We start from the raw sequence: 24,682 nt of genomic DNA on the forward strand, positions 1-24,682 counted from the left end.
ATTTTTATGTTTTAGTTTTTGTTAGAGAATAAGAGATAGAGGTGGTTGAATTCCTCTTTGGTAATGTCGGGGCGCAATTGCTGGACTCCTATCAGAGTACTGTATTCGATTAAGGCGTAATCCTGAGCATCCTTTTCGTCCATTCCTGTCTGTATGTTTAATTGGGTCAGATATTCCATGCGCATATTGTCCACTAATTGGACGTGTAGCCTTACAGTGTTATTTGAAAAACCCCATGCGCGGATTACCTGTTCGGCTTTTTGAGATATCGCAGATGTCAGTTCATTTAGCTTAATGTGTTTTTCATCCAGTTCAGTAAAGGTTTCTGTGGTTTCTATTAAAGCAATAGTGTTTTCTTTTAGCCAATACTCCATCAATGATTTAATATATTCGTCGATGCTTCTATAATGATGGTAAAAAGAGCCTTTTGTAATACTGAGTGATTTACACATATTCTCAATAGTTATTTTAGAATAACCTTCAGTTGCTAATACCCTCAATCCTTCTTCAAGCCAATCTGTTTTAGTCACTTTCTTCATTCTGTTGCTCGCGTCTTTATTATTATTAAAATAAAACCATACCGTATGGTATGTAAATATATGACATAATAATAAATTAAAAAAGAGTCAAAAGAATTCTATTAAGTAAATTCCGTTTTTTTCGTCCGATTTTCGCATTATCTTTGTAATAACTTTTTGGCAAAGAAATAAATGTACGGAAAGAAAATCATCAACATTCTCCCAATTAAGTAAACTGCAATGACAGAAGCTTTAAAGCATGAATGCGGGATCGCTATGATCCGACTACTAAAACCACTGGAATATTATCAGGAAAAATATGGTACCTGGCGCTATGGGCTGAACAAACTCTATCTGCTTATGGAAAAACAACATAACCGTGGGCAGGAAGGTGCCGGATTGGCTGTTGTAAAGCTAGATGCTACTCCCGGTAACGAGTTTATATTCAGGGAAAGAGCTACAGGCTCGAGTGCTATATCCGAAATATTTGGCAATGTAGCGAGTAATTATGAAAAGGTTCCGACCGAAAAATTAGATGATCCGGCTTATGCAAAAAATTATTTGCCATTTGCCGGTGAACTTTTTTTAGGGCATCTCAGGTATAGTACTACCGGCAAAAGCGGTATATCATACGTGCATCCTTTCATGCGCCGTAATAATTGGGCTTCGCGAAATCTGGCATTAGCAGGGAATTTCAATATGACCAACGTGGATGAAATTTTTGCCGATTTGGTAAAGGAAGGGCAGCATCCACGCGACTATGCCGATACATTTGTATTGTTGGAGTCGCTAGGCCATCACCTCGATCGTGAAGTACAATATCAGTTTGATAAATATGGTAAAGATTCGGGCGTAAAGGGCAAGGAATTAAATGATGTGATTGAAGAAAATCTCGATATACCTTTTATGCTTCGCCGTGCCAGCGAAAACTGGGATGGAGGATTCGTTATAGGTGGGTTGATCGGTTGCGGAGACTCGTTTGTATTCCGAGATCCTTGGGGTATTCGTCCTGCATTTTATTATATGGATGACGAGATTGTAGTTGTAGCCTCCGAACGTCCTGTGATACAGACCACCCTAAATCTGGATGTGGCACAGATAAGTGAACTTCCTGCGGGGCAGGCTATTGTTGTGAAAAAGGATGGTACAGTACAGTTTCCCCAGATAATAGAGAAGAAAGAAGCATATGCACCGTGTTCGTTCGAGCGTATTTACTTTTCGCGGGGTTCGGATGCAGATATTTACAGAGAGCGGAAAGAATTGGGTACGCTTTTGTTGCCGGATATTCTGAAATCAATAGATTCCGACCTTAGGAATACGGTGTTTTCGTTTGTGCCGAATACCGCTGAAGTAGCCTTTTATGGAATGACTCAAGGGCTCGAAAACTATATGCAGCAAGTGCGTTTCCGCAAGATCAGGGAGAAAGGCGAGAATATCTCAGACGAAGACCTTACCCGTATTCTCGCTATGAAGGTACGTACCGAAAAAGTGACTATTAAAGATATAAAATTACGTACTTTTATATCGGAAGATAAAGGACGGGACGACCTTGCGGCACACGTTTATGATGTAACATACGATTCTATCCGTCCATATGAAGATAATCTGGTGGTGATAGATGATAGTATAGTGCGTGGGACGACTTTGAAACAGAGTATTATAAAAATGTTGGATCGTTTACATCCGAAAAAAATAGTTGTTGTATCATCTTCTCCCCAAATACGCTACCCGGACTGCTATGGTATAGATATGTCGAGAATGAGCGAATTCGCTGCATTCAGGGCTGCTGTCGAATTGTTAAAAGATAGGGGATTGGAATATATAATAGATGAGGTATATCAAAAATCGCTTGCGCAACGTAATAAACCGAAAGAAGAAGTGGTGAATTATGTGAAGGAGATTTACGCCCCATTTACTGACGAGGAGATATCCGCTAAAATGGCTCAGATGCTTACTCCTGCAGGAACAGAAGCTAAAGTCGAAATCGTATTCCAGAGTATAGAGAACCTGCATAAAGCTTGTCCCGAAAACAACGGAGACTGGTATTTTTCGGGAAATTACCCGACACCGGGAGGAAACCGGATGGTAAATACGGCTTTTCTGAATTATGTAGAAGGAGTAGACAAAAGATCGTATTGAACATTTAATATTTTGAATAACTCTTATCAACAAAAAAATAATTATCTTTGTATGTGAATTTTTTAAAATTCTCCTGCATTACTAAAACGCTGTTATTTCATGAAGATATTAGTTCTTAATGGTCCAAATCTCAATCTATTGGGTAAGCGTGAGCCATCTGTATACGGTAATACTTCGTTCGAAGATTATTACTCGGAGTTGGTCGTTGCTTATAAGGATCGTTGCGAATTATCCTATTTTCAGTCTAACCACGAAGGTGCATTGATTGATAAGCTCCATGAAGTTGGCTTCGAATACAACGGGGTTGTGTTAAATGCCGGGGCATATACACATACATCTATAGCATTGCATGACGCTATCAAATCGATAACTACACCGGTAATAGAAGTACATATTTCTAATATACATACCCGTGAAGAATTCCGGCATAAGTCGATGATAGCTCCGGCTTGTAAGGGGGCAGTTGTTGGTTTGGGTTTGGAATCGTATCGCTTGGCTATCGAATTTTTTGTGAATGAAAAATAAATACTTAATATAATTAAAAACTAGTCTTATGTTTAAGAAAACGAAAATTGTTGCAACAATTTCAGACATGCGTTGTGATGTTGATTTCATCAAATCGCTTTATGCTGAAGGAATCAATGTTGTGAGAATGAACTCTGCACACATGACCGAAGAAGGTTTCGTGCAAGTAATCAATAATGTACGCGCAGTGTCTCCTACTATAGGTATCATGATGGATACTAAAGGTCCGGAAATTCGTACAACTGCTACTGAAAGCGGAGAGAAAATTGTTGTAAAAACAGGAGATAAACTGAAAGTAATCGGCGATATTAATGTAAAGTCGACTCCTGAACAAGTTTCTGTTTCATACCCAAGTATCGTTAAAGACGTTCCTGTAGGTAACGTACTTCTTATCGATGATGGTGAAACTGCATTGAAAGTTATTGAAAAAACAAATGACTATCTGATCGTAGAAGTACAAAATGACGGAACAATCGGTAGCCGTAAGAGCGTGAATATACCGGGAGTAAGCATTCAATTGCCTTCTATCACAGAAAAAGATAAAAAATGTATTGATATCGCAATTAAATACGGCGCTGACTTTATCGCTCACTCATTTGTGAGACATAAAGGAGACGTTTTGGATGTTCAAAAAATATTGGATGCTCAAAACAGCAATATCAAGATTATCGCTAAGATCGAAAATCAGGAAGGTGTTGATAATATCGACGAAATCTACGAACATGCTTATGGTGTGATGGTAGCTCGTGGAGACTTAGGTATCGAAGTTCCTCAGGAAAATATTCCCGGAATCCAACGTCTGCTTATCCGTAAAGCAATCGAATATAAAAAACCGGTTATCGTTGCTACACAAATGTTGCACACTATGATCGAAAATCCACGCCCAACACGTGCTGAAGTAGCCGATATCGCTAACGCTGTATATTACGGAACGGATGCTGTGATGTTGAGTGGTGAAACTGCTTACGGTAAATATCCGGTAGAAGCTGTCCGCACTATGGCTCAGGTAGCCCGTGCTGCTGAAATTTCTAAACTGGAAGAGAAAGATATTCCTGTACCTTTCAGCGATTCGGAATACGACAGAACTTCATTCCTTGCAAAACAAGCCGTTAAATCTTGTAGCCGTTTAGGCGTTAAAGCTATTATCACAGATAGTGTTACAGGACGTACTGCCCGTACTTTGGCTGCTTTCCGTAGCAAAAGCCCGGTTCACGCATTCTGTAGTAATGTAGAAACTGCTCGCCAGTTATCTGTTTGTTATGGTGTAAATGCACATTACCAGGAAGATACCGGTTATACAACTAACAAGCATAAAGAATATTTCCTGAAAGCTATGAAAAAATTAGCTGAAGCGAAAGAATTACATGCTGATGACTATGTAACTTATTTGAGCGGTTCGTTTACTGATGGAAAGGGTGGTACTTCATTCCTTGAAATAGAAAAAGTAGGAAGCGTTTTGGAGGCTGGTGACAAATATTTCGTACCAGTTGAATAAGTAGAATTCTTTAGGAAATCTATATATTTACGAAGTGGTAATGATTCTACATTACCACTTCTTTTTTTGTTAAGTTTTAAATGAAATAATTATGACTGACGCTATAGAGGAATATATATTATCCCATATAGACGACGAAGGAGATTTGCTAAGGAATCTGAATAGAGATGCGCATGTCAATCTATTGCGTCCCCGTATGTTGTCAGGACATTTACAGGGGCGGTTACTGAAAATGTTTTGCCGGATGGTTCAACCGAAGCGGATTCTGGAGATTGGCACATATACCGGCTACGCAACACTATGTTTGGCAGAGGGAGCGGACGATGATGCCGAAATACATACATTAGAGGTAAATGACGAGTTGGAAGATTTTATAATGAAGCATTTACATAAATCGAAACTCGAAGACAAAATACACTTACATGTAGGTGATGCCCTCGATATAATTCCAACTCTGAATGGGGTGTTCGATCTTGTGTTTATTGATGCCAATAAGAGGCACTATTGTCAATACTACGATCTTATATTTGACAAAGTAAAATCAGGAGGGCTTATTATTGCAGATAATACATTGTGGGACGGAAAGGTTTTGGAAATACCGCATCATACCGATAAGCAAACGATAGGTATACAGGAGTTTAATGATAAGATAGCAAAAGACGATAGAGTAGAAAAGGTGATCTTGCCAATCAGGGATGGACTTACTCTTATCTGGAAAAAGTAAGGATACTCTAGAAATTGATTGTATCTTTGTCCTTCAGACTCGTAGTTATTGGCTGCGATAAATCATATACAATATACATATATTTAAATGGAAACAACAAGACAACAAAAGATAAACCGTTTGATTCAGAAAGAACTCGGGGAAGTATTCCTTCTGCAAACAAAAGGAATGCCGGGTATATTGGTGTCGGTCAGTGCAGTAAGGATCAGTCCCGACTTGAGCGTAGCGAAAGCATATCTGAGTATTTTCCCTTCGAATAAAGGAGCTGAATTATTGGAAAATATCAAGGCAAATGTCAAGGCTATTCGTTTCGATATTGGTCAACGCTTAGGAAAGCAATTGCGTATTATACCCGAATTGGTCTTTTATCTGGATGATTCATTGGATTATCTTGAGAACATCGACCGTCTTCTCAATACAGATAACAAGCAGGAAGACAAGGAGTGAATCTTTCATTTTACATAGCCCGAAGATATCTATTCTCTAAAAAGTCGCACAATGCGATCAATGTCATATCGATGGTATCGGTATGTGGTATTGCTATTGCGACTATGGCTATAGTGTGCACACTCTCCATCTTTAATGGTTTTACAAAACTGGTTTCCGACTCATTCAGTGTGATGGATCCTGACCTGCAAATTACAGTGGCTAAGGGAAAGGCCTTTGATCCCGGAACTAAAGTGTTTGACGAAGTCAGAGGACTGCCTGAGATTGATATTATATCTGAGACCGTAGAGGATAATGCGTTAGTAAAATACGGCGACCGGCAAACCCCGGTACAGATAAAAGGAGTGTCAAAACACTTCCGGGACATGGTAAACACAGAAAGGCTGGTTACGTATGGTGAGTTCAGCCTACGCGAGGGCGATGTCGACTTTTGTGTCGCTGGTGTAGGTGTTGCTGCAAATCTCGGATTGAGAATCGATAATATCTCCCCGATAGAAATATACTCGCCAAAGCGTGATGTAAAAGTTCAACTAGCAAATCCTTCCAGTGCTTTTACTACAGCTTATACATATCCCGCCGGAATTTTCACACTCAATCAGGTTAAGTATGATGAGAATGTTATTCTGGTGTCATTAGAACTGGCACGTGAATTATTCAGATATTCCAGCGAGGTATCGTCTTTAGATATCAAACTGAAAAACAATGAGAACACGAATGAAGCCAAAACGAAAATACAAAAATTACTGGGAGATGATTATCTGGTGAAAGACCGGTTCGAGCAGCAAGCTGATTCTTTCCGGATGGTAAATGTAGAGAAGTGGGTAACATTCCTTATTCTGGCTTTTATACTCGTTATTGCTGTATTTAATGTCGTCGGGTCACTTTCGATGCTTATACTGGATAAGAGTGCTGATATTGATATCCTTCGACATATGGGGGCAAATAATGCCCTGATCACGCGTATCTTCAAGATTGAAGGATGGCTTATATCTATGACCGGGGCTGTTTCCGGAATAATTATAGGCTTGGTTTTATGTCTGATTCAACAACATTTTGGTATCCTGAAACTTGGACAAGATGCCGACGCATTTGTAATAAACGCCTATCCGGTACAGGTAATGGTATCAGATATTCTTTTTGTTTTTATTACGGTAACAGTTATAGGAGGGCTGATAGTTCTTTATCCTGTTAATAACCTGAAAAAACGGCTTAATCGAAAAGTTTAACTTGTGTTATGTACACATTTGATGCCGTTGTTTTTAAAGGGTTTTGCAAAATAGAGACAACAATTGATATTACATTTTGTTTACTTTGTTGTTAAAAATAGTTTACATTTTTATTTTTTTGACTTATCTTTGTCTAGTACGAAAAAGACACGTATCTACCATTATAGGATTCTACATATATGAAGAATAATTTTTTCGACCGATTTGTTCCTAAAGAGAACAAATTCTTCCCTCTACTAAGCCAAATGGCTGATGTGATTTTATCAGCATCCGAATTGATTATCGCTTGTGTTCAAGCTAAAAATCATGCAGAAGCAGTAGAGCTTTATAAAAAAGTAAAAGATCAGGAACGCAGAGGCGATAAACTACAAGCCAAGATCTTTGAAGAGTTGAACAACACATTTATTACTCCATTCGACAGAGAAGATATCAATGCATTGTCAAGCAGAATGGACGATGTTGTAGATCATATCAACAGCTGTGCAAAAAGGATTATGCTGTATAGCCCGAAAGTGATGCCCGAAAGCGCGAGGCTTCTTGCTCAATTGGTACGTGAGTCGGGAGAGTGTCTGACCAAGGCAATAGATGAGTTGGATGTACTGAAAAAGACTCCGGCTAGAGTAACTGAATATTGTGAAAAATTGCATGAGATAGAATCTAAAGCGGATGATGTGTATGAGCATTTTCTGATAGACTTGTTCGAAAATGAAAAAGACGCTATCGAAGTTATCAAGCTGAAAGATATTTTACACGAGCTAGAGAAGGCGACTGATACACAGGAAGCGGTGGGTAAGATAATCAAAACTATCATCATCAAATATTCATAAAAAAGCTATTCGATGACATTACTGATAATTATAATAATCCTCGCTCTTATATTCGATTTTATCAACGGTTTTCATGATGCGGCTAATTCAGTGGCAACGGTGGTTTCGACAAAAGTATTAACGCCCCGTCAGGCTGTGTTATGGGCTGCATTTTTTAATTTTGTAGCACTTTTCATCGCAAAATATCTGATCGGACAGTTCGGTATTGCCGATACGGTTGCTAAGACCGTAGAGCCCGAATTCATAACATCACATGTTGTGATAGCCGGACTTATAGCCGCAATTGCATGGAATCTTATTACCTGGTGGTTTGGTATCCCGTCGTCGTCGTCTCACACTCTTATCGGAGGATTTGCCGGTGCCGGTATTGCCGGATACGGATTCGAGTCGGTGCATCTGGGTACTGTCGGTGTTATCATCATATTCATATTTATAGCTCCGCTTATAGGTATTGTCGGTGGTAATATAATCACTTTGATTACTTTACATCTGGCAAGGAAGATTAAGCCGGGAAAAGCCGATAAATGGTTCAAACGCTTACAACTAGTGTCGTCAGCTATGTTGAGTATCGGCCATGGATTGAACGACTCTCAAAAAGTTATGGGTATTATAGCTGTTGCTCTTATTGCAGCATCAAAAGCCGATCCTAACATTCATGAATTTTTCTATATGACAGATATCAATAAGGATATGCATATCTGGGTGCCTGTTGCCTGTTTTACAGCTATCGCTGTTGGTACAATGGCAGGAGGATTCAAGATTATGAAGACCATGGGAAATAAGATCACTAAAATTACTCCGCTCGAGGGTTTTTGTTCTCAGGTTGCGGGTGCTACTACTCTCTTTATTACCGAAAAATTACATGTGCCGGTAAGTACAACACACGTAATAACCGGTAGCATTATTGGCGTTGGTTCTGTAAAACGTTTGGCAGCAGTGCGATGGGGAGTAACCAAAGATCTTTTGTTGGCATGGATTATAACAATTCCTATCAGTGCAGTTATGGCAGGTATTATATATTGGATATTAGGTTTCTTTATCTAAATTTTTTCAGAGGTAAGTAACTTTAAAATATACTAGGGTGAGAAGATTGAATATCTTCTCACTTTTTATTTTGTGTACCTCTATGGCTTGTTTTGTATGGAACGTAATACCCCGGTGTTTTACTATCACATATTATTATCCTCACTTAAAGAAATAAAAACGGGTTCAATTAAATCAATTGAACCCGTTTTATATATAATGATACTATTTACTAGTTGTTCATTCTATTGTTTGTTTTAATCATCGGCACGAGGTGCTCCCGGACTTTTCAGATCAGGATTGACAAGGAATGTACATGCTCTGACGTTGGTATGATAATACAAATAGAATGTACCACACGTGGCATCTGTAACTGCGAGTCGCAAATACCTGCGTGAAGGGTTTGCTATTGTGCTGGTGAACATATAAGTGGTAGAGGTTGACCTAAATGTAGGATTTGTTTCTCCGGTCAGATTAACCCATGTTCCGGTACCGGCAGTGTTGTTATTGTATGCCCATTGGTATGTGAAGACTCCGCTACCACCGGTGGCAGCTTGTCCGACAATAATCGCCTGATAGGGACAGAAAGTTGCTTCCTGCATTACTCCATCCAGATCGGCAACACTTACAGGATCATATACCGATATATATATACTGTCTTTTACTGTTATACCACACGAAATACTATTTATTTCAACTTTATACCATCCTTCGTTCACTTTGGTTGCATTAGGTACCACAGGATTTTTTTCGTTAGAGGTGAATCCGTTCGGACCTGTCCAAGAATAAGTTGCATTTGTAACTGTAAATCCATTGACGGTGATGGGTGATCCGTAACATACAGGTGTTACCCCATAGGCTAAAGCTGTTCTGTCTAGAGAAACAAGTGTAACCTGCTGATTAAAAGAGTTACCGCAACTGTCGGTCATACGTACGGTATAGGTCTCATTCGCTATACCAAAGTTTCCGAGGTCGATTGCACTGCTCGAGGTCATTGGCGGAGTCAATTGAGTTGTATTCGTCGCATCATATACAGTATAAGTATATGGAGTAACACCGTTCGTTGCTTGTAAGGTAAGATATCCGGTCTGACCGGAAGGACACGAATATGCACTTGTTTTATCTGTATCCAAAGCCATCGGAGCAGGATTGTAAACGATCGTATCCAACTTTATCGCACAAGCACTGATGCTGTTTGTTGTCATTACTCCCAGAATATAAGTTCCTGGAATATTAAGTAAGAAGTAGTCGTTACTAGTACTAGCTATAACTTTAGACCCGGCACCACTTCCCGATGGTACTGACGTCATACGATAATACACGGTAGCAAGAGGATTACCATTGTTGGAAATACCTCCTGTTGGATAGAGTTGCATACCCATACAGTCCTGTGTTGTGGTATAGCCTATATTATCCCCCGTATAACCTCCTACTATATTTGCTGTTGCGGTATAAGTTTGACCACAATGGATAACAGTAGCTGTATATTCACCGGGTGGAAGATTGGTTTCAGGAAAAGTATAGTAATAACCAGTACTGCCGCTGGTTGAATTTGTAGTGAAAGTGTAGGTTTGACTTGTATATCCATCAGGCCCTGTGACTGTAATTGTTGAGCCGGCTTTATAGGCTTTGTACGAGTTCCCTGCTGATACTCTTAATTGACCTCTGTTATCGTAGCAGGTAGAAGTACTGCTTTTAGTCAAGGTAAAGCTATCAGCAATATAAGTTGCCCGTGGTAGATTGAAGGACGTAGTAATAGTATAATTGTCCCAATTAGGATAAACGAAAGTAAATGTATATGTTACATCATATTGTAGGCCATCAATTGTTTTGGAGCTTGTAGTTGTCAATGTATCGAGTTTAAATACAACACCAAATTCATCGGTTACCGTTACATAGCAGGGTAAAGCCGATTCACCTTCACATGGGGTACCTGCATTTGTATAATAAGTTCTTTTATAGGAATCACAATTATTGTATTCGGGATAAGTACTAATAGTATTAAATGTGACTGATGGTTTTGTTGACGACGGTGTACCTCCAACCATCGAATAATTGTTCTGGATAACAAATCCTGAAGCATCGGTAATTCTCAGATATTGGTCATCTCCAGGATTACATGCCCAAGTAAAATTTGTATCAGTATATAAATAATTATCATTGTAATATACTTGTGACCCGTCTGACTTATTAGTGACTTCGATTGTCAGAGGATAGCAGAACATATTATAGTAAGGGTAGCTGGTTTTCGAATAAGTAAGATTATAAGTTCGGACACCGGTACAGATATTAGTACTGTAGGTCATAGATGTCTGATACGGGTTATAAGTATTGAAGGATGTAATGGCTGTTGGACAACTTTTTACCCTGGTATAAACAGTTAAAGAATTTGCGGTATAAAAATCCGATACACTATTCGGGCTCAGATCAAACAAGTCTCTGTATGTTGAACTTGATCCGCTAAAGTATCTCACTTGGAACCAGTTTTCATCTTTGGGCGTTTCCCCTACAGGTGCTATCCCATATTCAAATAATCCGTCATAGTAATACCTGTACCAGTCGGGATAGGTAGTGGATGAATAACTATAATATGGTTGATAATAGAACTTCGAGCATTCGGTACCATCTCCGTATGGGTAAAAATACCTCTGATTAGATCCCGGAGGAACAGTAGTAATTTCATCGATTATAAATGACGCTGTGGCAGTATAGCAGCCGTCGTTGGTGGCAACTGTATATGTTCCGGAAGGCCAGGTACCGTCGAGCGTATAGCGCCATCCGGCAGTGGCCGATCCACTGGTTGCTCTAGTCGCACTTACTGTTTGCGGAACAGTAACTCCCGAGGGGGCGGATGTAATGGTAAAGGTTGGCGTAGTGGTTTGATTTCCGTTTTCCATGAATACAACGATAAGCCCAGTGCTGCAATTTGCGTACGAATTACGTGAGGTCGGTACAGACGCGCTACTGGTCGCTGCCGTGGCAACAAAAGACAACCGGGGTTCTACATAATCACCGGTGACTACTACATTATTTATAGTACGTACAATAGGCTCTCCGGATATGCTGCCACAGTAACCGGCAGCCTCCAGATTATAAGTACCCGGAGGCAGGTCGTTAAACACATTAGTACTCACAGGCCCTATGGAAAGGCTCCCTGTTACAGACTTTAGTGAGTATTGCTGGCTTACCAGATTCTCTGCAGAAGCCCCCGAAAATGTAATCGTAATACTACCGTTGCTCTGGCAGGTGGAAGGTGTAACTGTCGATGTCGCAATAACATCGCTACAATCCTGTGAATATACAGCCATAGTTGTAAAGCAGACTATATATATAAATGCCAATAATTTCTTCATCTTACTTTGAATGTAATCTATTTTATCCGATCTGTTTTATTTTAATCTTCAGTTTTCGGTCCACCCGGATTTTTCAAATCAGGATTGACTAGGAACGTACATGCTCTAACATTAGTATGGTAATACAAATAGAATGTGCCACAGGTTGCATCCGTTACCATAAGACGGAGGTATCTGCGTGAAGGGCTTGCTGCTGTACTTGTAAACATATAAGTAGTAGAAGTTGTTTTAAAAGTCGGATTTGTTTCTCCACTCAGGTTAGACCATGTTCCGGTACCGGCAGCATTGGTATTATATGCCCATTGGTATGTGAAACTTCCACTACCCCCGGTGGCAGCCTGTCCGGCAATAATAGCCTGATAGGGGCAAAAGGTTACTTCCTGCATTACTCCATCCAGATCGGCAATATTTATAGGATCATATACCGATATGTATATACTGTCTTTTACTGTTATGCCGCACGATGTACTGGCTATCTCAACCTTATACCATCCTTCATTGACTTCAGTTGCATTAGGCACCACAGGGTTCTTTTGGTCAGAGGTGAATCCGTTCGGCCCTGTCCATGTATAGTTAGCATTTGTAACTGTAAATCCATTGACGGTGATAGGCGAGCCGTAACATACAGGGCTTTGTCCGTAAGCTAGGGCTGTTCTGTCGAGAGAAACGAGGGTTACCTGTTGGTCAAAAGAGTTTCCGCAATTGTCGGTAATACGAACTGTATAGGTTTCGTTTGCTACACCAAAGTCACCGAGATCAATTGCACTTTCCGAAGTCATAGGTGGGGTTAACTGCGTTGTATTCGATTCGTCATAAACGGTATAGGTATACGGTGCAACCCCGTTTGTAGCCATAAGTGTCAGATATCCGGTCTGGCCAGAAGGGCAAGAATATGCACTTGTCTTGTCCCTATCCAGAGCCATTGGTTGCGGATTATACACTATTGTATCTGTCTTTATAGCACATCCTGTAAGACTATTTGTGGTCATCACCCCCAGAATATAGGTTCCTGCAGTATTAAGTAAGAAATAGTCGCCACTTGTGCTTGATATTACTTTCGAACTGGCGCTACTTCCGGATGGAGCCGACATCATGCGATAATACACGGTAGCAAGAGGATTACCATTGTTGGAAATACCACCGGAAGGATAGAGCTGAGTACCCATACAATCCTTAGTTGTTGTATAAGTTGGTTTATCAGCGGTATATCCACCTATTATATTTGCCGTTGTCGTATAAGTTTGCCCACAAAATAGAACAGTAGCTGTATATTCACCCGGAGGAAGGTCGGTTTCAGCGAAATCCCTGTAATATCCGGTACTGGTAGTGACTGTATTTGAAGTATAGGTATAGGTCTGGCTTGTATATCCATCAGGACCTGTAATTGTTATTACTGTACCTGCTTTGTAACATTTATTCGAATTTCCGGTAGAGACTCTTAACGTTCCGGCATTTTCCTTACATGCGGAGATTCCGGATTTTGTAAGTGTAAAGCTGTCGGCGATATAGGTCGCCCGCACCAAATTAGAAGTTGTAGTAAGAGTGTAATTATCCCAATTAGGATAAACCGCAGTGAACGTATATAATACCCCGTACTGTAAGTTATCTATTATTTTAGTTGCAGTGCTGGTCAATGTATCCTGGAGGACAACCGTACCCACATTGTCGGTTACTGTTACATAGCAAGGAAAAGCAGATTCATCATCACATGGAGTACCGGAGCCTGTATAATAACTCCTTTTGTAAGAATCACAATTATTGTATTCAGGATAAGAACTTACAGTGTTGAGATAAAATGTCGGTTTTGAAGACGATGGAGTTCCACCGACCATTGAATAATTTGTCTGTATTTTATATCCGGAAGCGTCGGTTACATTCAGGTATTGATCATCTCCGGGGGCACAATCCCATGTGAAATTAGCATCTGTATAAACATAGTTGTCGTTATTGTATACCACTGATCCGTCTGACTTGTTGGTTATGGTTATAGTCAGCGGATAACAAAAAGTATGATAGTAACCATAGGAACTCTTTATATAATTTGGTCTGTAGGTTCTGACTCCTGTACAAGTATTTTGTGTATAAGTCATGGCCGTACTGTTCTGATTATAAGTGTTGTAGGATGCCATTGAAGTGGGGCAACCCTTTACTCTGGTGTAGACTGTTAAAGAATTGGATGTATAAAAGTCCGATACTTTATTATTACTGATATCAAATACATCCTGATAAGTTGCGCTCGATCCATTAAAATATCTGATCTGAAACCAGTTTTCATCTTTGGGCATTTGCCCTACGGGTGCTATTCCATATTCAAACATCCCGTCTGAATAATACCGGTACCAGTCCGGATAAGCAGCCATAGTATAATAATAGTATGGTTGGTAAACAAATTTAGAGCAATCAGTACCGTCTCCGTATGTTAGAAAACTTGATGCACTTGAACTTCCCGGAGGTACTGTTGTGAGTTCTTCGATGACGAAGGTTGCAGCAGCAGAGTAACAACCATCGTTGGCAACTACGGTATATGTGCCTGCCGGCCAGGTTTCGTCGAGCATATAACGCCATCCGGCTGTAGCCGATCCGCTGGTTCCTTTAGTCGCACCTACTGTTTGTGGTACTGTTACACCATTGGGGGCGGATGTGACAGTAAAGGTAGGCATATCAGCCTGATTACCATTTTCTAGTAATACCACTATTAGGCCGGTATTACAACCTGTGTATGACTTACGGGATGTCGGAACAGTTGTTGAAGGTGTTGGTCCCGGGGCAACAAAAGATAACCGGGGTTCTTCGTAAGACCCGGTAACTACTACACCATTGATGGTGCGCACAATTGGTTCACCGGATATGCTGCCACAGTAACCGGCAGCCTCCAGGTTATAAGTTCCCGGAGGCAGGTTAGAAAATACATTGGTACTGACAGGGCCTATAGAGAGACTTCCTGTTGTCGACTTCAGCGAGTATTGCTGGCTTACCAGATTTCCAGCTGAAGCTCCTGAAAATGTAATCGTAATAGAACCGTTGCTTTGGCAGGTTGAGGCTGTAACTGTAGCTGTAGCAGTAACATCGCTACAATCCTGAGAATATACAGCCATCGTTGCAAAGCAGACTATATATATAAATATCAAAAATTTCTTCATTTGCTTCGAATATAATATTTATATTATGGATCGGTTCTATCTTATTTTAATCTCCGGCTCTCGGTGCTCCGGGACTCTTGAGATCGGGATTTACAAGGAACGTACAAGCTCTTACGTTGGTATGGTAATACAAATAGAATGTACCACATGTGGCATCTGTAATTGCGAGCCGCAAATATCTGCGAGAAGGACTTGCTGCTGTACTAGTAAACATATAAGTGGTCGAAGTTGTTCTAAACGTAGGATTTGTTTCTCCGGTCAGATTAACCCATGTTCCGGTACCGGCAGTGTTGTTATTGTATGCCCATTGGTATGTAAAGCTTCCGCTACCTCCGGTTGCTGCTTGTCCGGCAATAACCGCCTGATAGGGGCAAAAGGTTACTTCCTGCATTACTCCGTCCAGATCGGCAACACTTACAGGGTCATATACCGCTATATATATACTGTCTTTTACGGTTATATTACAAGCGGCACTGTTAATCTCTACTTTATACCATCCTTCGTTCACTTCGGTTGCATTAGGTATCACAGGGTTCTTCTCACTTGAGGTGAATCCATTTGGCCCGGTCCATTTGTAAGTAGCATTTGTAACTGTAAATCCGTTTATATTGATAGGTCCACCGTAGCATACGGGAGTTCCTCCATATGCCAAAGCCGTCCTGTCGAGAGAGACAAGGGTAACCTTCTGGGGAAATTCGTTGTCGCACTGGTCTACCATGCGTACTGTATAGGTTTCGTTTGCTACACCAAAGTTACCGAGGTCTATTGCAGTGCTCGAAGTCATAGGTGGGGTCAGTTGCGTTGTATTCGATTCATCATATACTGTATAAGTATATGGCGGTACTCCGTTTGTCGCCTGTAAAGTAAGGTATCCGGTTTGTCCTGAAGGACAAGAATATGCACTCGTTTTATCTGGATCCAAAGCCATAGGTTGAGGATTGTATTCTATAGTATCTAATTTAATGGCACATCCGGTAAGGCTATTTGAATACATCAGACCCAGAACATAAGTTCCTGCAGCATTAAGAGTAAAATAGTCTCCGCTACCATTGGTTATAACTTTAGAGTTATCCCCTCCGCTCGGTACAGTAGTCATACGGAAATATGCAGCACTCAAAGGTGTTCCATTGTTGGAAACACTTCCTGAAGGGAAAAGTCTTAGACCTGTACAATCCTGTGTCGTAGTATAGCTCAGGCTCTCGCCTACATATCCCGCTGCTATAGTAGCTTTTGTGGTATAGGTTTGCCCACAAAATAGAACAGTAGCTGTGTATTCACCAGGGGGAAGATAGGTTTCAGCGAAATTTCTATAGTAGCCGGTACTGGTTGAGGTTGTATTCGCTGTATAAGTATAGGTTTGGCTTTCATACCCATCGGGTCCTGTGATTGTTATTACTGTACCTGCTTTGTAACATTTAGACGAACTGTTGGTAGCAACTCTTAATATACCTGTATTATCGCTACAGGTAGAGGTGCTGGTTTTAGTCAGGATAAAACTGTCGGCAATATAAGTCGCCCGTGGCAGATTTGATGTTGCGGTAGATGTATGGTTACCCATATTTGGATATACCGCAGTAAATGTATATGTTATCCCATACTGTAAGCCATCAACCGTTTTAGAGCTTGTCGTTGTCAATGTGTCCTTTTGAAATACATTACCAAATTCGTCAGTTATGGTTACATAACATGGAAAGGTCAAATCGGCATCACAATTGTTTGTACTATAGGTCCTTTTGTAAGAATCGCAATTGTTATATTCAGGATAGCTACCTACTGAATTAAGGGTTATTCCTATTGCTGTAGTTGTACCCCCAGTCATTGAATAATTATTCTGGATTACCAATCCTGAAGCATCAGTTATGGTCAGGTACTGGTCATCTCCCGGATTACAAGCCCATGAGAAATTAGTATCAGTATACAAATAATTATCATTGTAATACACAGACGATCCATCCGATTTGTTTGTTATTTCGATAGTTAGCGGATAACAGAACATATTATAGTAAGGATAGCTGGTTTTTGAATAAGTAAAACTATAAGTACGGATACCGGAACATGCATTAGTACTGCTAGTTATAGATCTCTGATACGGGTTATAAGTATCGTAAGATGTAATGGCTGTTGGACAACTTTTTACCCTGGTATAAATAGTTAAAGAATTTGTGGTATAAAAATCGGATACACTATTCGGACTCAGATCAAACAAGTCTCTATACGTTGAACTGGATCCACTAAAGTATCTGACCTGGAACCAGTTTTCATCTTTGGGCGTTTCCCCTACAGGTGCTATCCCATATTCAAATAATCCGTCATAGTAATACCTGTACCAGTCGGGATAGGTAGTGGATGCATAACTATAATATGGTTGATAATAGAACTTCGAGCAGTCGGTACCATCTCCGTATGGGTAAAAATATCTCTGATTAGTTCCCGAAGGAACAGTTGTAAGCTCATTAAGTACTAATGATGCCGTTGCAGTATAACAACCATCGTTAACAGCTACAGTATATGCTCCTGCCGGCCATGTGCCGTCGAGCGTATAACGCCATCCTGCAGTAGCCGATCCACTGGTTGCTCTGGTCACATTCACAGTTTGCGGAACAGTAACGCCCGAGGGGGCAGATGTGATGGTAAAGGTTGGCGTAGTGGTTTGATTTCCGTTCTCCATAAATACAACGATAAGCCCTGTACTGCAATTTACATACGAATTACGCGAGGTAGGTATTGATGCAGTACTGGTGGCAGTAGGAGCTACAAATGACAGCATAGGTTCTTTATAATCACCTGTAATCGTTACATTGTTGACTGTACGTACAATGGGCTCGCCACTTAAACTACCACAGTAGCCTGCTGCCTCGACGTAATAGCTACCCGGAGGCAGGTCGTTAAACACATTAGTGCTGACAGGCCCTCTAGCTATGCTTCCTGTAATAGATTTTATCGAGTATTGTTTGCTTACGAGATTCTCAGCCGACGTTCCTCCAAGGGTAACTGTAATCGAACCGTTACTCTGGCAGGTCGAAGGTGAGGGTGTCGCTGTGATAGTGACATCGCTACAATCCTGTGAATATACAGCCATACTTGTCAGGCAGACCATATATATAAGTGTCAATAATTTTTTCATTATGTCGTTCAAGATAATATTTATACTATAGTGACAGGTTCTATTGTTATGCTTCCTGTAATAGATTTAGTGAGTGTTGTTTGCTTGTCGGGTTCTGAACCGAAGCCCCTCCAAGAGTAGCTGTGATACAGCTATTACTCTGAAAGGTAGAAGAGAAGGATATAGCAGTGATAGTTACATCACTACAATCCCGGATATAAACAACCGAAATGAAGAGTATAATCCCCAAAAACAGATAAAATAATTTTTTCATAATTAGCTTCCTATTTTCAAGGTCTTATGTAGATCATTTCACATTTTCCTGCGAGTGTTTGTCCCGGATATTTGGAAGATCCGTAAACAATATTATCAAAAGTTATGGTCAATTGGTTACCCGATTCTTTAATGGTGTAGTCAAATAGTTGAATGCTATTGCCGGATTCTGTAGATTCGGTGGTTTCTTTCTTATTTGATTGAGGTTCAGCCAATGTTAATACATTCTCCGAATTCACATTGTACTTATTATCATCACCTAAAATTTGGACTGTGGTAATTTTACCGTCGGTTAACTCCAGCGATTTGAAAACCGGAAGAACAGGGAAGTCCCAGTCTGAGGTCATAATCTGCACAGAGTCGTTAAGGGTCTTGACAAAAAGCTGAGACTTAGAGTCATTATTGTGTACAGTCAGCACCACTCTGTCTATACGAAGAGAATCTTGCGAATATACGGCTGTAGTTGCTATACAAACTACATATATAAATATCAGTAATTTTTTCATTTTTCTTTGAACATTATATTCATAAATGTTTTTTCGGATGTAGTGTAATTTGCAACTACACTATAGCTTAATACTCCTGCTGCCGAAACAGAGACAGATGTATAAACCAAGGGGTCGTAATAAAGGACAAAGTAGTCCATATCTGCAGATGTTGCAGCAACAGTCAGAGCAGCTGCTGTAGCACTCTTAACTTTTGGAGTACCATACTGCGATTTATAGATATCAAACAATTTAACAGTGAAGACGCCAGCTGAATAAGTGTAATTTGTAGCATCGGGCAATGCATCTTCTTCGATTGGAAGAACTACCGAAGGCATATAAAACTGGAGTTTTTTAGTTCCGGTGATAGGTATCCATAAACCCGAATTAGCTCCTGCTCCGTTATCTGCAGTAGCTTTGTAATAGTAATATCCGATTGTTGTTAGATTTATAGTCTTGCCTGCAGGGGCTGTTGCAGCTGCTGTAACATATACAACGGCACCATCTTGTGCAGCCGCATATTGTGCATTCTTGCTAGCCAGTTGATCTCCTGTCAACCGGGGAGCGATTAAACCTTCGGCTGTTGTAGCACCTGTATTTGAAGCTACAACATCGAGCGTGGCCACAGGGCTGTCGGTATTTACTCCTACCTGAGCAAACATAACGCTGTTTACGCACATAAAAGAGATTAGGGATAAGTATAGTTTTAATTTTTTCATTTTCAGATGTATTTTAATTGATTATTTTATTTTTCCCTGAGCATTATATTCATAAATGTTTTTTCAGATGGTGTATATCCGCTTACCAGATAATACGTCATCACTCCGGCTGTAGTTACAGAGACCGAAGTATATACAGTTGTGTCATAATAGAGTATAAAGTAATAGTAGTCAGTTGCAGTATTACTTCCCGTTTGCAGAGAAGCTATGGAGTTACTGGATGCTTTAGGATTACCCAGTTGCTCCTTGAAGAGACCGAATAGGTTAACCGTAAACCTGTTGGTTGCAGGAGCAGTATAATATGTATTATCGGGTAATGAATACATATCCGTTGGTAAAAGAAGCGTTGGAACGTAAAATTGTTCTTTCGTTTCGTCGGCAAATGCTATCCATAAGCCAGCTCCACTTTCGGCTGTAGCATCATAAAAGTAGTATCCGATACTTTTTATGTTTTTCGTTTTTCCGGTAGTGGCCGACGCCACTTCGGTAACGTAAACCATAGTTCCGTTTTGAGCAGTTCCATATTGAGCATTTTTAGCAGTCAATTGATTTCCTGTTAACCGGGGGGCGATAAAACCTTCTGCAGTCGAGGCATCAGTAGCAATGGCTGCTACATCCAATGTGGCAGAAGAAGTGGTCTTACCTATTCCTACCTGGCTGAATGCCGTCATAGTAAACAGGGAAAATACAATGGAAAAAAATAATTTAACTTTCATTCCTAATATTCATTTGTGGTTAAACAAAACTGTTTTTTTAATTTCTTGAATTATGTTGTGTTTTATTAACGCATTGTTTTTTATCAATACATTATTAACAGAGTTTTTTAACTATTCAATTTATAATTATTTATTATTGGAGATTTTTTTGAAACCTGAAACAGAAGAAAATTAACCAAGTAGGCATGATGTATTTTTTATACTTATCATTCTATCTGGGAGCAGTTTCCTGTGTTCGAATCTCAGATATTTGAGTTTACTTCTTAGAATTATTAGCACTCTAAAAGAGACTGTAATCTTTAAAATAGAGATCATAGAATTGTTGCGTAAATAACATAATGTGTCGTTCGGACGTTGCTTTCGATCTCCAAAAGTAAAACAAATTTATCGAATAATGAATAAATTATAAACATTTAATAATTAGTTTCTTATCTTTTTTTTATAAAATCGTGTTGTAGAGCGCGGTTTAGCGCTCTATTCCCGACTTTTTACAGTTAAAATTTAACTTGTATATTCATGCTATATACCCTGTTTTTGTTAAAAAATCACTGAAGTTTATCAGTCTAAACCCGGTTGTACGTATAGGTAGAATAATGCTGGATGTTTCTGTGTTGCGTTTAATATACGCACTTGGTGCTTTGGGCAAGAGTATCCCAAATGATAAAGGAATTTTTGTTTTCATTGTCGTTTCGTTTTGAATTGTTGTTCTCAGAGTTTGTACCCTGCTTGTTGTTATTGAAAGGATGTTTACGTTCTGATTTATGTTTGGGTTTTACTTCAAAGCACATAAAGTCTGCGCAGAGGTTAAAATGTTTGTTTTCTCTAAAGTTCGAAGTTCTCGGTATATTGCGGATTTCCTGTGATTTTAAAGAATTTTGTATCTTGAAATTTATGGAGCAAGAAGGCTGTCTTGTTCGTAATATTTGCACAAAAAGATGCAGCAAAGTGCATCCGCTGCACCCTGCTGCATAAGGTAGTTGACTTATGTGTAAACTGTTATAAGATGTAGTACTCAAACGACAACAAAACAACAATGATCCTACCCGACACAGTTTACCCGGCCAACATACTATTTGAAATTGGATATATATGACAAGCCAAACGAAGACATAAATAAAAGCCCCGTCATTTTGACACAATAGATTTTTTCGCTTAGTTAACGCATCAGGTGCGTCTCTCTCTCTCTCTCTCTCTCTCTCTCTCTCTCTCTCTCTAATATTTCAGCATAAACAGGCAAGTTTAAATTGTTAAAATTTAAGCTGTTGTTGAATATTTTATATGTGAAAATATTTGTCATCCGGAGATTGTCGTGAGTTGTTTTGTGTCGCAAATATAAGAAATGTTTTCAATTGAACAAAAAATGAGTTCTAAACGTATATAGTATATCATAATTATAAAATGAATCCTATCTGAATTATTCTCAACCTGAATATTTGATAATAAGATGATTGGCGTATAATTATGAAATAAATAATAAGGGTGGGGGATGTCTTTAGATACATTCCTTTATTTATAGCTATCTTTGGAGTATATATTATCATGTAGTATTAGATTATTATGGATTTTCAAATAACATCGGCTTATAAACCGACGGGAGATCAGCCTACTGCGATTAAAGCATTGGTGGATGGTCTGAATAACCATGTTCCGTTTCAGACCCTATTGGGGGTAACGGGATCGGGCAAGACGTTTACTGCGGCTAATGTTATCAATCAGGTAAATAAGCCTACTTTGGTGTTGAGTCACAATAAAACATTGGCAGCCCAGCTTTATAGCGAGTTTAAAGGTTTTTTTCCGGATAATGCGGTTGAATATTTCGTTTCGTATTACGACTATTATCAGCCCGAAGCATATATTCCCTCTACTAATACTTATATAGAAAAAGACTTGTCAATTAATGACGAAATAGAAAAGTTACGTTTAGCAGCTACCTCGTCGTTATTGTCAGGACGGAAAGACGTAATTGTAGTCTCTTCAGTTTCTTGTCTTTATGGTATGGGAAATCCTGAGGACTTTAAGAGTAATACAATACTTGTATCTAAGAATAAAAAGCTCGGCAGAGACAATTTCTTACGCGCTCTGGTCGATTGTCTATATTCACGTAATGAAGTTGATTTCGAGCACGGGAATTTCAGGGTAAAAGGTGATACGGTAGACATATATCTGGCATATGCCGAAATTATTATCCGGGTGATGTTTTGGGATGAAGAGATAGAATCGATTGAAAGTATCGATCCTCAAAGCGGAGTTAAAATTGAATCGTTCGAAGAATACCGTATTTATCCGGCTAACCTTTTCGTTACGACCAAAGACAGGATACACCGTGCGATTTCCGAGATAGAAATAGATCTGGGTCGTCAGGTCGATTTTTTTCAGTCGATAGGAAAGCCATTAGAAGCTAAAAGGCTTTATGAACGTGTGAGTTATGATCTTGAAATGATACGGGAAGTAGGGCACTGTTCCGGTATCGAAAACTATTCGAGATACTTTGATAACCGTCCGCCGGGAACAAGGCCTTTCTGTTTGCTGGATTTCTTCCCCGACGATTTCCTGATTGTAATAGATGAAAGCCATGTAACAATACCTCAGATCAGGGCGATGTACGGAGGAGACCATTCCCGAAAGGAAAATCTGGTGGAATATGGTTTTCGTCTTCCGGCTGCTATTGATAACCGTCCTCTAAAGTTTGAAGAATTCGAGGCTATGGCTAAGCAGGTTATATATGTGAGTGCAACTCCTGCCGACTATGAGCTGATTCAGTCTGAAGGGGTTGTTGTAGAGCAATTGATCCGTCCGACGGGGCTTCTCGATCCGCCGATAGATGTTCGCCCAAGCTTAAATCAGATAGACGACCTGATGGAGGAAATACAAATCAGGGTCGAAAAGGATGAGCGTACACTGGTAACAACCCTTACCAAGCGTATGGCGGAAGAGTTAACAGCTTATCTGTCTAACAATGGTATAAGATGTAACTATATACACTCGGATGTGGAAACATTAGACCGGGTTCAGATCATGGACGACCTCCGAAACGGGCTGTTCGATGTACTTATCGGGGTCAACCTTTTACGCGAAGGGTTGGATTTACCGGAGGTTTCTCTCGTTGCCATACTGGATGCTGATAAAGAAGGTTTTTTGCGTTCCCACCGGTCTTTGACACAAACAGTGGGGCGTGCTGCGCGTAACGTGAACGGTAGAGTGATCTTTTATGCAGATAAGATGACCGACAGTATGCAACTGACTATAAATGAGACTAACCGCCGGCGCGAAATTCAGTTGGCTTATAATGCTGAGCATGGTATTACACCACAGCAGATAAAGAAAGCCAGAGGGTCGGCACTCACCTTAAATCGTGGTGTTGACGGAGAGTCAAAAGCATATGTAGAGCCGGAACGTATATCTATAGCTGCTGATTCGAAAGCTGAATATGCTTACCAGAGTATAGATGATTTGAAGGAGGCTATTGTGAAGATGAAAAAAATGATGTCGGAGGCTGCCAAGAAACTGGAATTTCTACAAGCTGCCCAATATAGGGATGAATTAATAAAACTCGAAGATACTCTCTACGAGAGGACAAAGAAAAAAGGCAGATTGATCTAATCTGCCTTTTTTATCTATTTCTCTTGCTAATTACTTCTTAGCATTCTCTACCTTATTATGTACTGTTGCAGTATAGCCTAGTTTTTCAATTGCTTCCTGAAGCTTTCCTACATTGGTTTTGGCCGGGTTATAGACAATCATTACAGTTTTAGCCGGAAGATCTACGTTCATATCAGAAACTCCTTTCTCGAAGGCAATATTCTTCTCTATTTTTTTCTGGCAGTTCTGGCAGGTCATAGATACGTCAAAGGTCACCTCCTCTTTGTTACTCTTTTTTTCTTTATTGCTTTGTGCCTGTACATTGATGCTTACTGCGGTAAAGCATGCGATTAAGAATAAAAATATTTTAGTTTTCATATACATAAAGGT

Annotated in this window: 18 protein-coding genes; 9 read left to right on the forward strand and 9 right to left on the reverse strand. The window is 39.9% G+C overall.

Annotation, left to right across the window (positions count from 1 at the left end; genetic code table 11):
* Positions 1-11: 11 nt before the first annotated feature.
* On the reverse strand, positions 12-539 hold the full coding sequence (locus tag BUC12_RS02040; protein WP_062175503.1) for a TetR/AcrR family transcriptional regulator: 528 nt from the start codon (positions 537-539) through the stop codon (positions 12-14).
* 219 nt (positions 540-758) lie between these two features.
* Here BUC12_RS02040 and BUC12_RS02045 point away from each other — a divergent pair, with 219 nt between their 5' ends.
* The 8 genes from BUC12_RS02045 (at position 759) to BUC12_RS02080 (ending at position 8,945) form a co-directional block, all read left to right on the forward strand.
* Positions 759-2,657 carry an amidophosphoribosyltransferase gene (locus BUC12_RS02045; RefSeq protein WP_062175504.1) on the forward strand — a complete coding sequence of 633 codons (1,899 nt, stop codon included), beginning with the start codon at positions 759-761 and terminating at the stop codon, positions 2,655-2,657.
* Positions 2,658-2,756: 99 nt separating this feature from the next.
* Positions 2,757-3,182 (forward strand): type II 3-dehydroquinate dehydratase, encoded by a 426-nt coding sequence (aroQ, locus tag BUC12_RS02050; RefSeq protein WP_062175505.1) that lies wholly within the window; start codon positions 2,757-2,759, stop codon positions 3,180-3,182.
* 28 nt (positions 3,183-3,210) lie between these two features.
* On the forward strand, positions 3,211-4,677 hold the full coding sequence (gene pyk, locus BUC12_RS02055; RefSeq protein ID WP_062175506.1) for a pyruvate kinase: 1,467 nt from the start codon (positions 3,211-3,213) through the stop codon (positions 4,675-4,677).
* 91 nt (positions 4,678-4,768) lie between these two features.
* Positions 4,769-5,401, forward strand: a complete 633-nt coding sequence (locus BUC12_RS02060) for an O-methyltransferase (protein WP_062175507.1) — start codon at positions 4,769-4,771, stop codon at positions 5,399-5,401.
* Between the two features lie 87 nt (positions 5,402-5,488).
* The gene (rbfA, locus tag BUC12_RS02065; RefSeq protein ID WP_062175508.1) at positions 5,489-5,848 is read left to right on the forward strand and encodes a 30S ribosome-binding factor RbfA; all 360 of its coding nucleotides are present in this window, start codon (positions 5,489-5,491) and stop codon (positions 5,846-5,848) included.
* Complete coding sequence (locus tag BUC12_RS02070) at positions 5,845-7,074, forward strand: ABC transporter permease (RefSeq protein ID WP_062175509.1); 1,230 nt, start codon at positions 5,845-5,847, stop codon at positions 7,072-7,074. Before rbfA ends, BUC12_RS02070 begins: the two co-directional genes overlap by 4 nt.
* 179 nt (positions 7,075-7,253) lie before the next feature.
* Positions 7,254-7,901 (forward strand): DUF47 domain-containing protein, encoded by a 648-nt coding sequence (locus BUC12_RS02075; RefSeq protein ID WP_062175510.1) that lies wholly within the window; start codon positions 7,254-7,256, stop codon positions 7,899-7,901.
* A gap of 12 nt (positions 7,902-7,913) precedes the next feature.
* On the forward strand, positions 7,914-8,945 hold the full coding sequence (locus BUC12_RS02080) for an inorganic phosphate transporter (RefSeq protein WP_062175511.1): 1,032 nt from the start codon (positions 7,914-7,916) through the stop codon (positions 8,943-8,945).
* A gap of 236 nt (positions 8,946-9,181) precedes the next feature.
* Here the strand turns inward: BUC12_RS02080 and BUC12_RS02085 are convergent, their stop codons facing one another.
* Genes BUC12_RS02085 through BUC12_RS02115 form a run of 7 tightly spaced genes read right to left on the reverse strand, consistent with a single transcriptional unit; the run spans position 9,182 to position 20,713 of the window.
* On the reverse strand, positions 9,182-12,277 hold the full coding sequence (locus BUC12_RS02085) for a hypothetical protein (RefSeq protein WP_062175512.1): 3,096 nt from the start codon (positions 12,275-12,277) through the stop codon (positions 9,182-9,184).
* A 41-nt stretch (positions 12,278-12,318) separates the two neighbouring features.
* A complete protein-coding gene (locus tag BUC12_RS02090) occupies positions 12,319-15,417 on the reverse strand; it encodes a hypothetical protein (RefSeq protein WP_062175513.1) in 3,099 nt (1,032 codons plus the stop codon).
* A 46-nt stretch (positions 15,418-15,463) separates the two neighbouring features.
* Positions 15,464-18,541 carry a hypothetical protein gene (locus BUC12_RS02095; protein WP_062175514.1) on the reverse strand — a complete coding sequence of 1,026 codons (3,078 nt, stop codon included), beginning with the start codon at positions 18,539-18,541 and terminating at the stop codon, positions 15,464-15,466.
* Between the two features lie 46 nt (positions 18,542-18,587).
* The gene (locus BUC12_RS02100) at positions 18,588-18,794 is read right to left on the reverse strand and encodes a hypothetical protein (protein WP_062175515.1); all 207 of its coding nucleotides are present in this window, start codon (positions 18,792-18,794) and stop codon (positions 18,588-18,590) included.
* 16 nt (positions 18,795-18,810) lie between these two features.
* Entirely contained in the window at positions 18,811-19,299 is a 489-nt protein-coding gene (locus tag BUC12_RS02105) for a hypothetical protein (RefSeq protein WP_062175516.1), read from the reverse strand.
* Positions 19,296-19,997 carry a hypothetical protein gene (locus tag BUC12_RS02110; protein WP_139261985.1) on the reverse strand — a complete coding sequence of 234 codons (702 nt, stop codon included), beginning with the start codon at positions 19,995-19,997 and terminating at the stop codon, positions 19,296-19,298. The genes BUC12_RS02105 and BUC12_RS02110 overlap by 4 nt, the downstream gene beginning before the upstream one ends.
* A 26-nt stretch (positions 19,998-20,023) precedes the next feature.
* A complete protein-coding gene (locus BUC12_RS02115) occupies positions 20,024-20,713 on the reverse strand; it encodes a hypothetical protein (protein ID WP_062175518.1) in 690 nt (229 codons plus the stop codon).
* Positions 20,714-22,270: 1,557 nt separating this feature from the next.
* Between BUC12_RS02115 and uvrB the strand changes: the two genes are divergently transcribed.
* On the forward strand, positions 22,271-24,313 hold the full coding sequence (gene uvrB / locus BUC12_RS02120) for an excinuclease ABC subunit UvrB (RefSeq protein WP_062175519.1): 2,043 nt from the start codon (positions 22,271-22,273) through the stop codon (positions 24,311-24,313).
* 30 nt (positions 24,314-24,343) lie between these two features.
* On the opposite strand, the gene BUC12_RS02125 is transcribed toward uvrB, so the two are convergent.
* Positions 24,344-24,670 carry a heavy-metal-associated domain-containing protein gene (locus tag BUC12_RS02125; RefSeq protein ID WP_062175851.1) on the reverse strand — a complete coding sequence of 109 codons (327 nt, stop codon included), beginning with the start codon at positions 24,668-24,670 and terminating at the stop codon, positions 24,344-24,346.
* Positions 24,671-24,682: the final 12 nt, after the last annotated feature.

The organism is Indolivaga macrotermitis, from assembly GCF_900128985.1.
Taxonomy (GTDB): domain Bacteria; phylum Bacteroidota; class Bacteroidia; order Bacteroidales; family Dysgonomonadaceae; genus Dysgonomonas_A; species Dysgonomonas_A macrotermitis.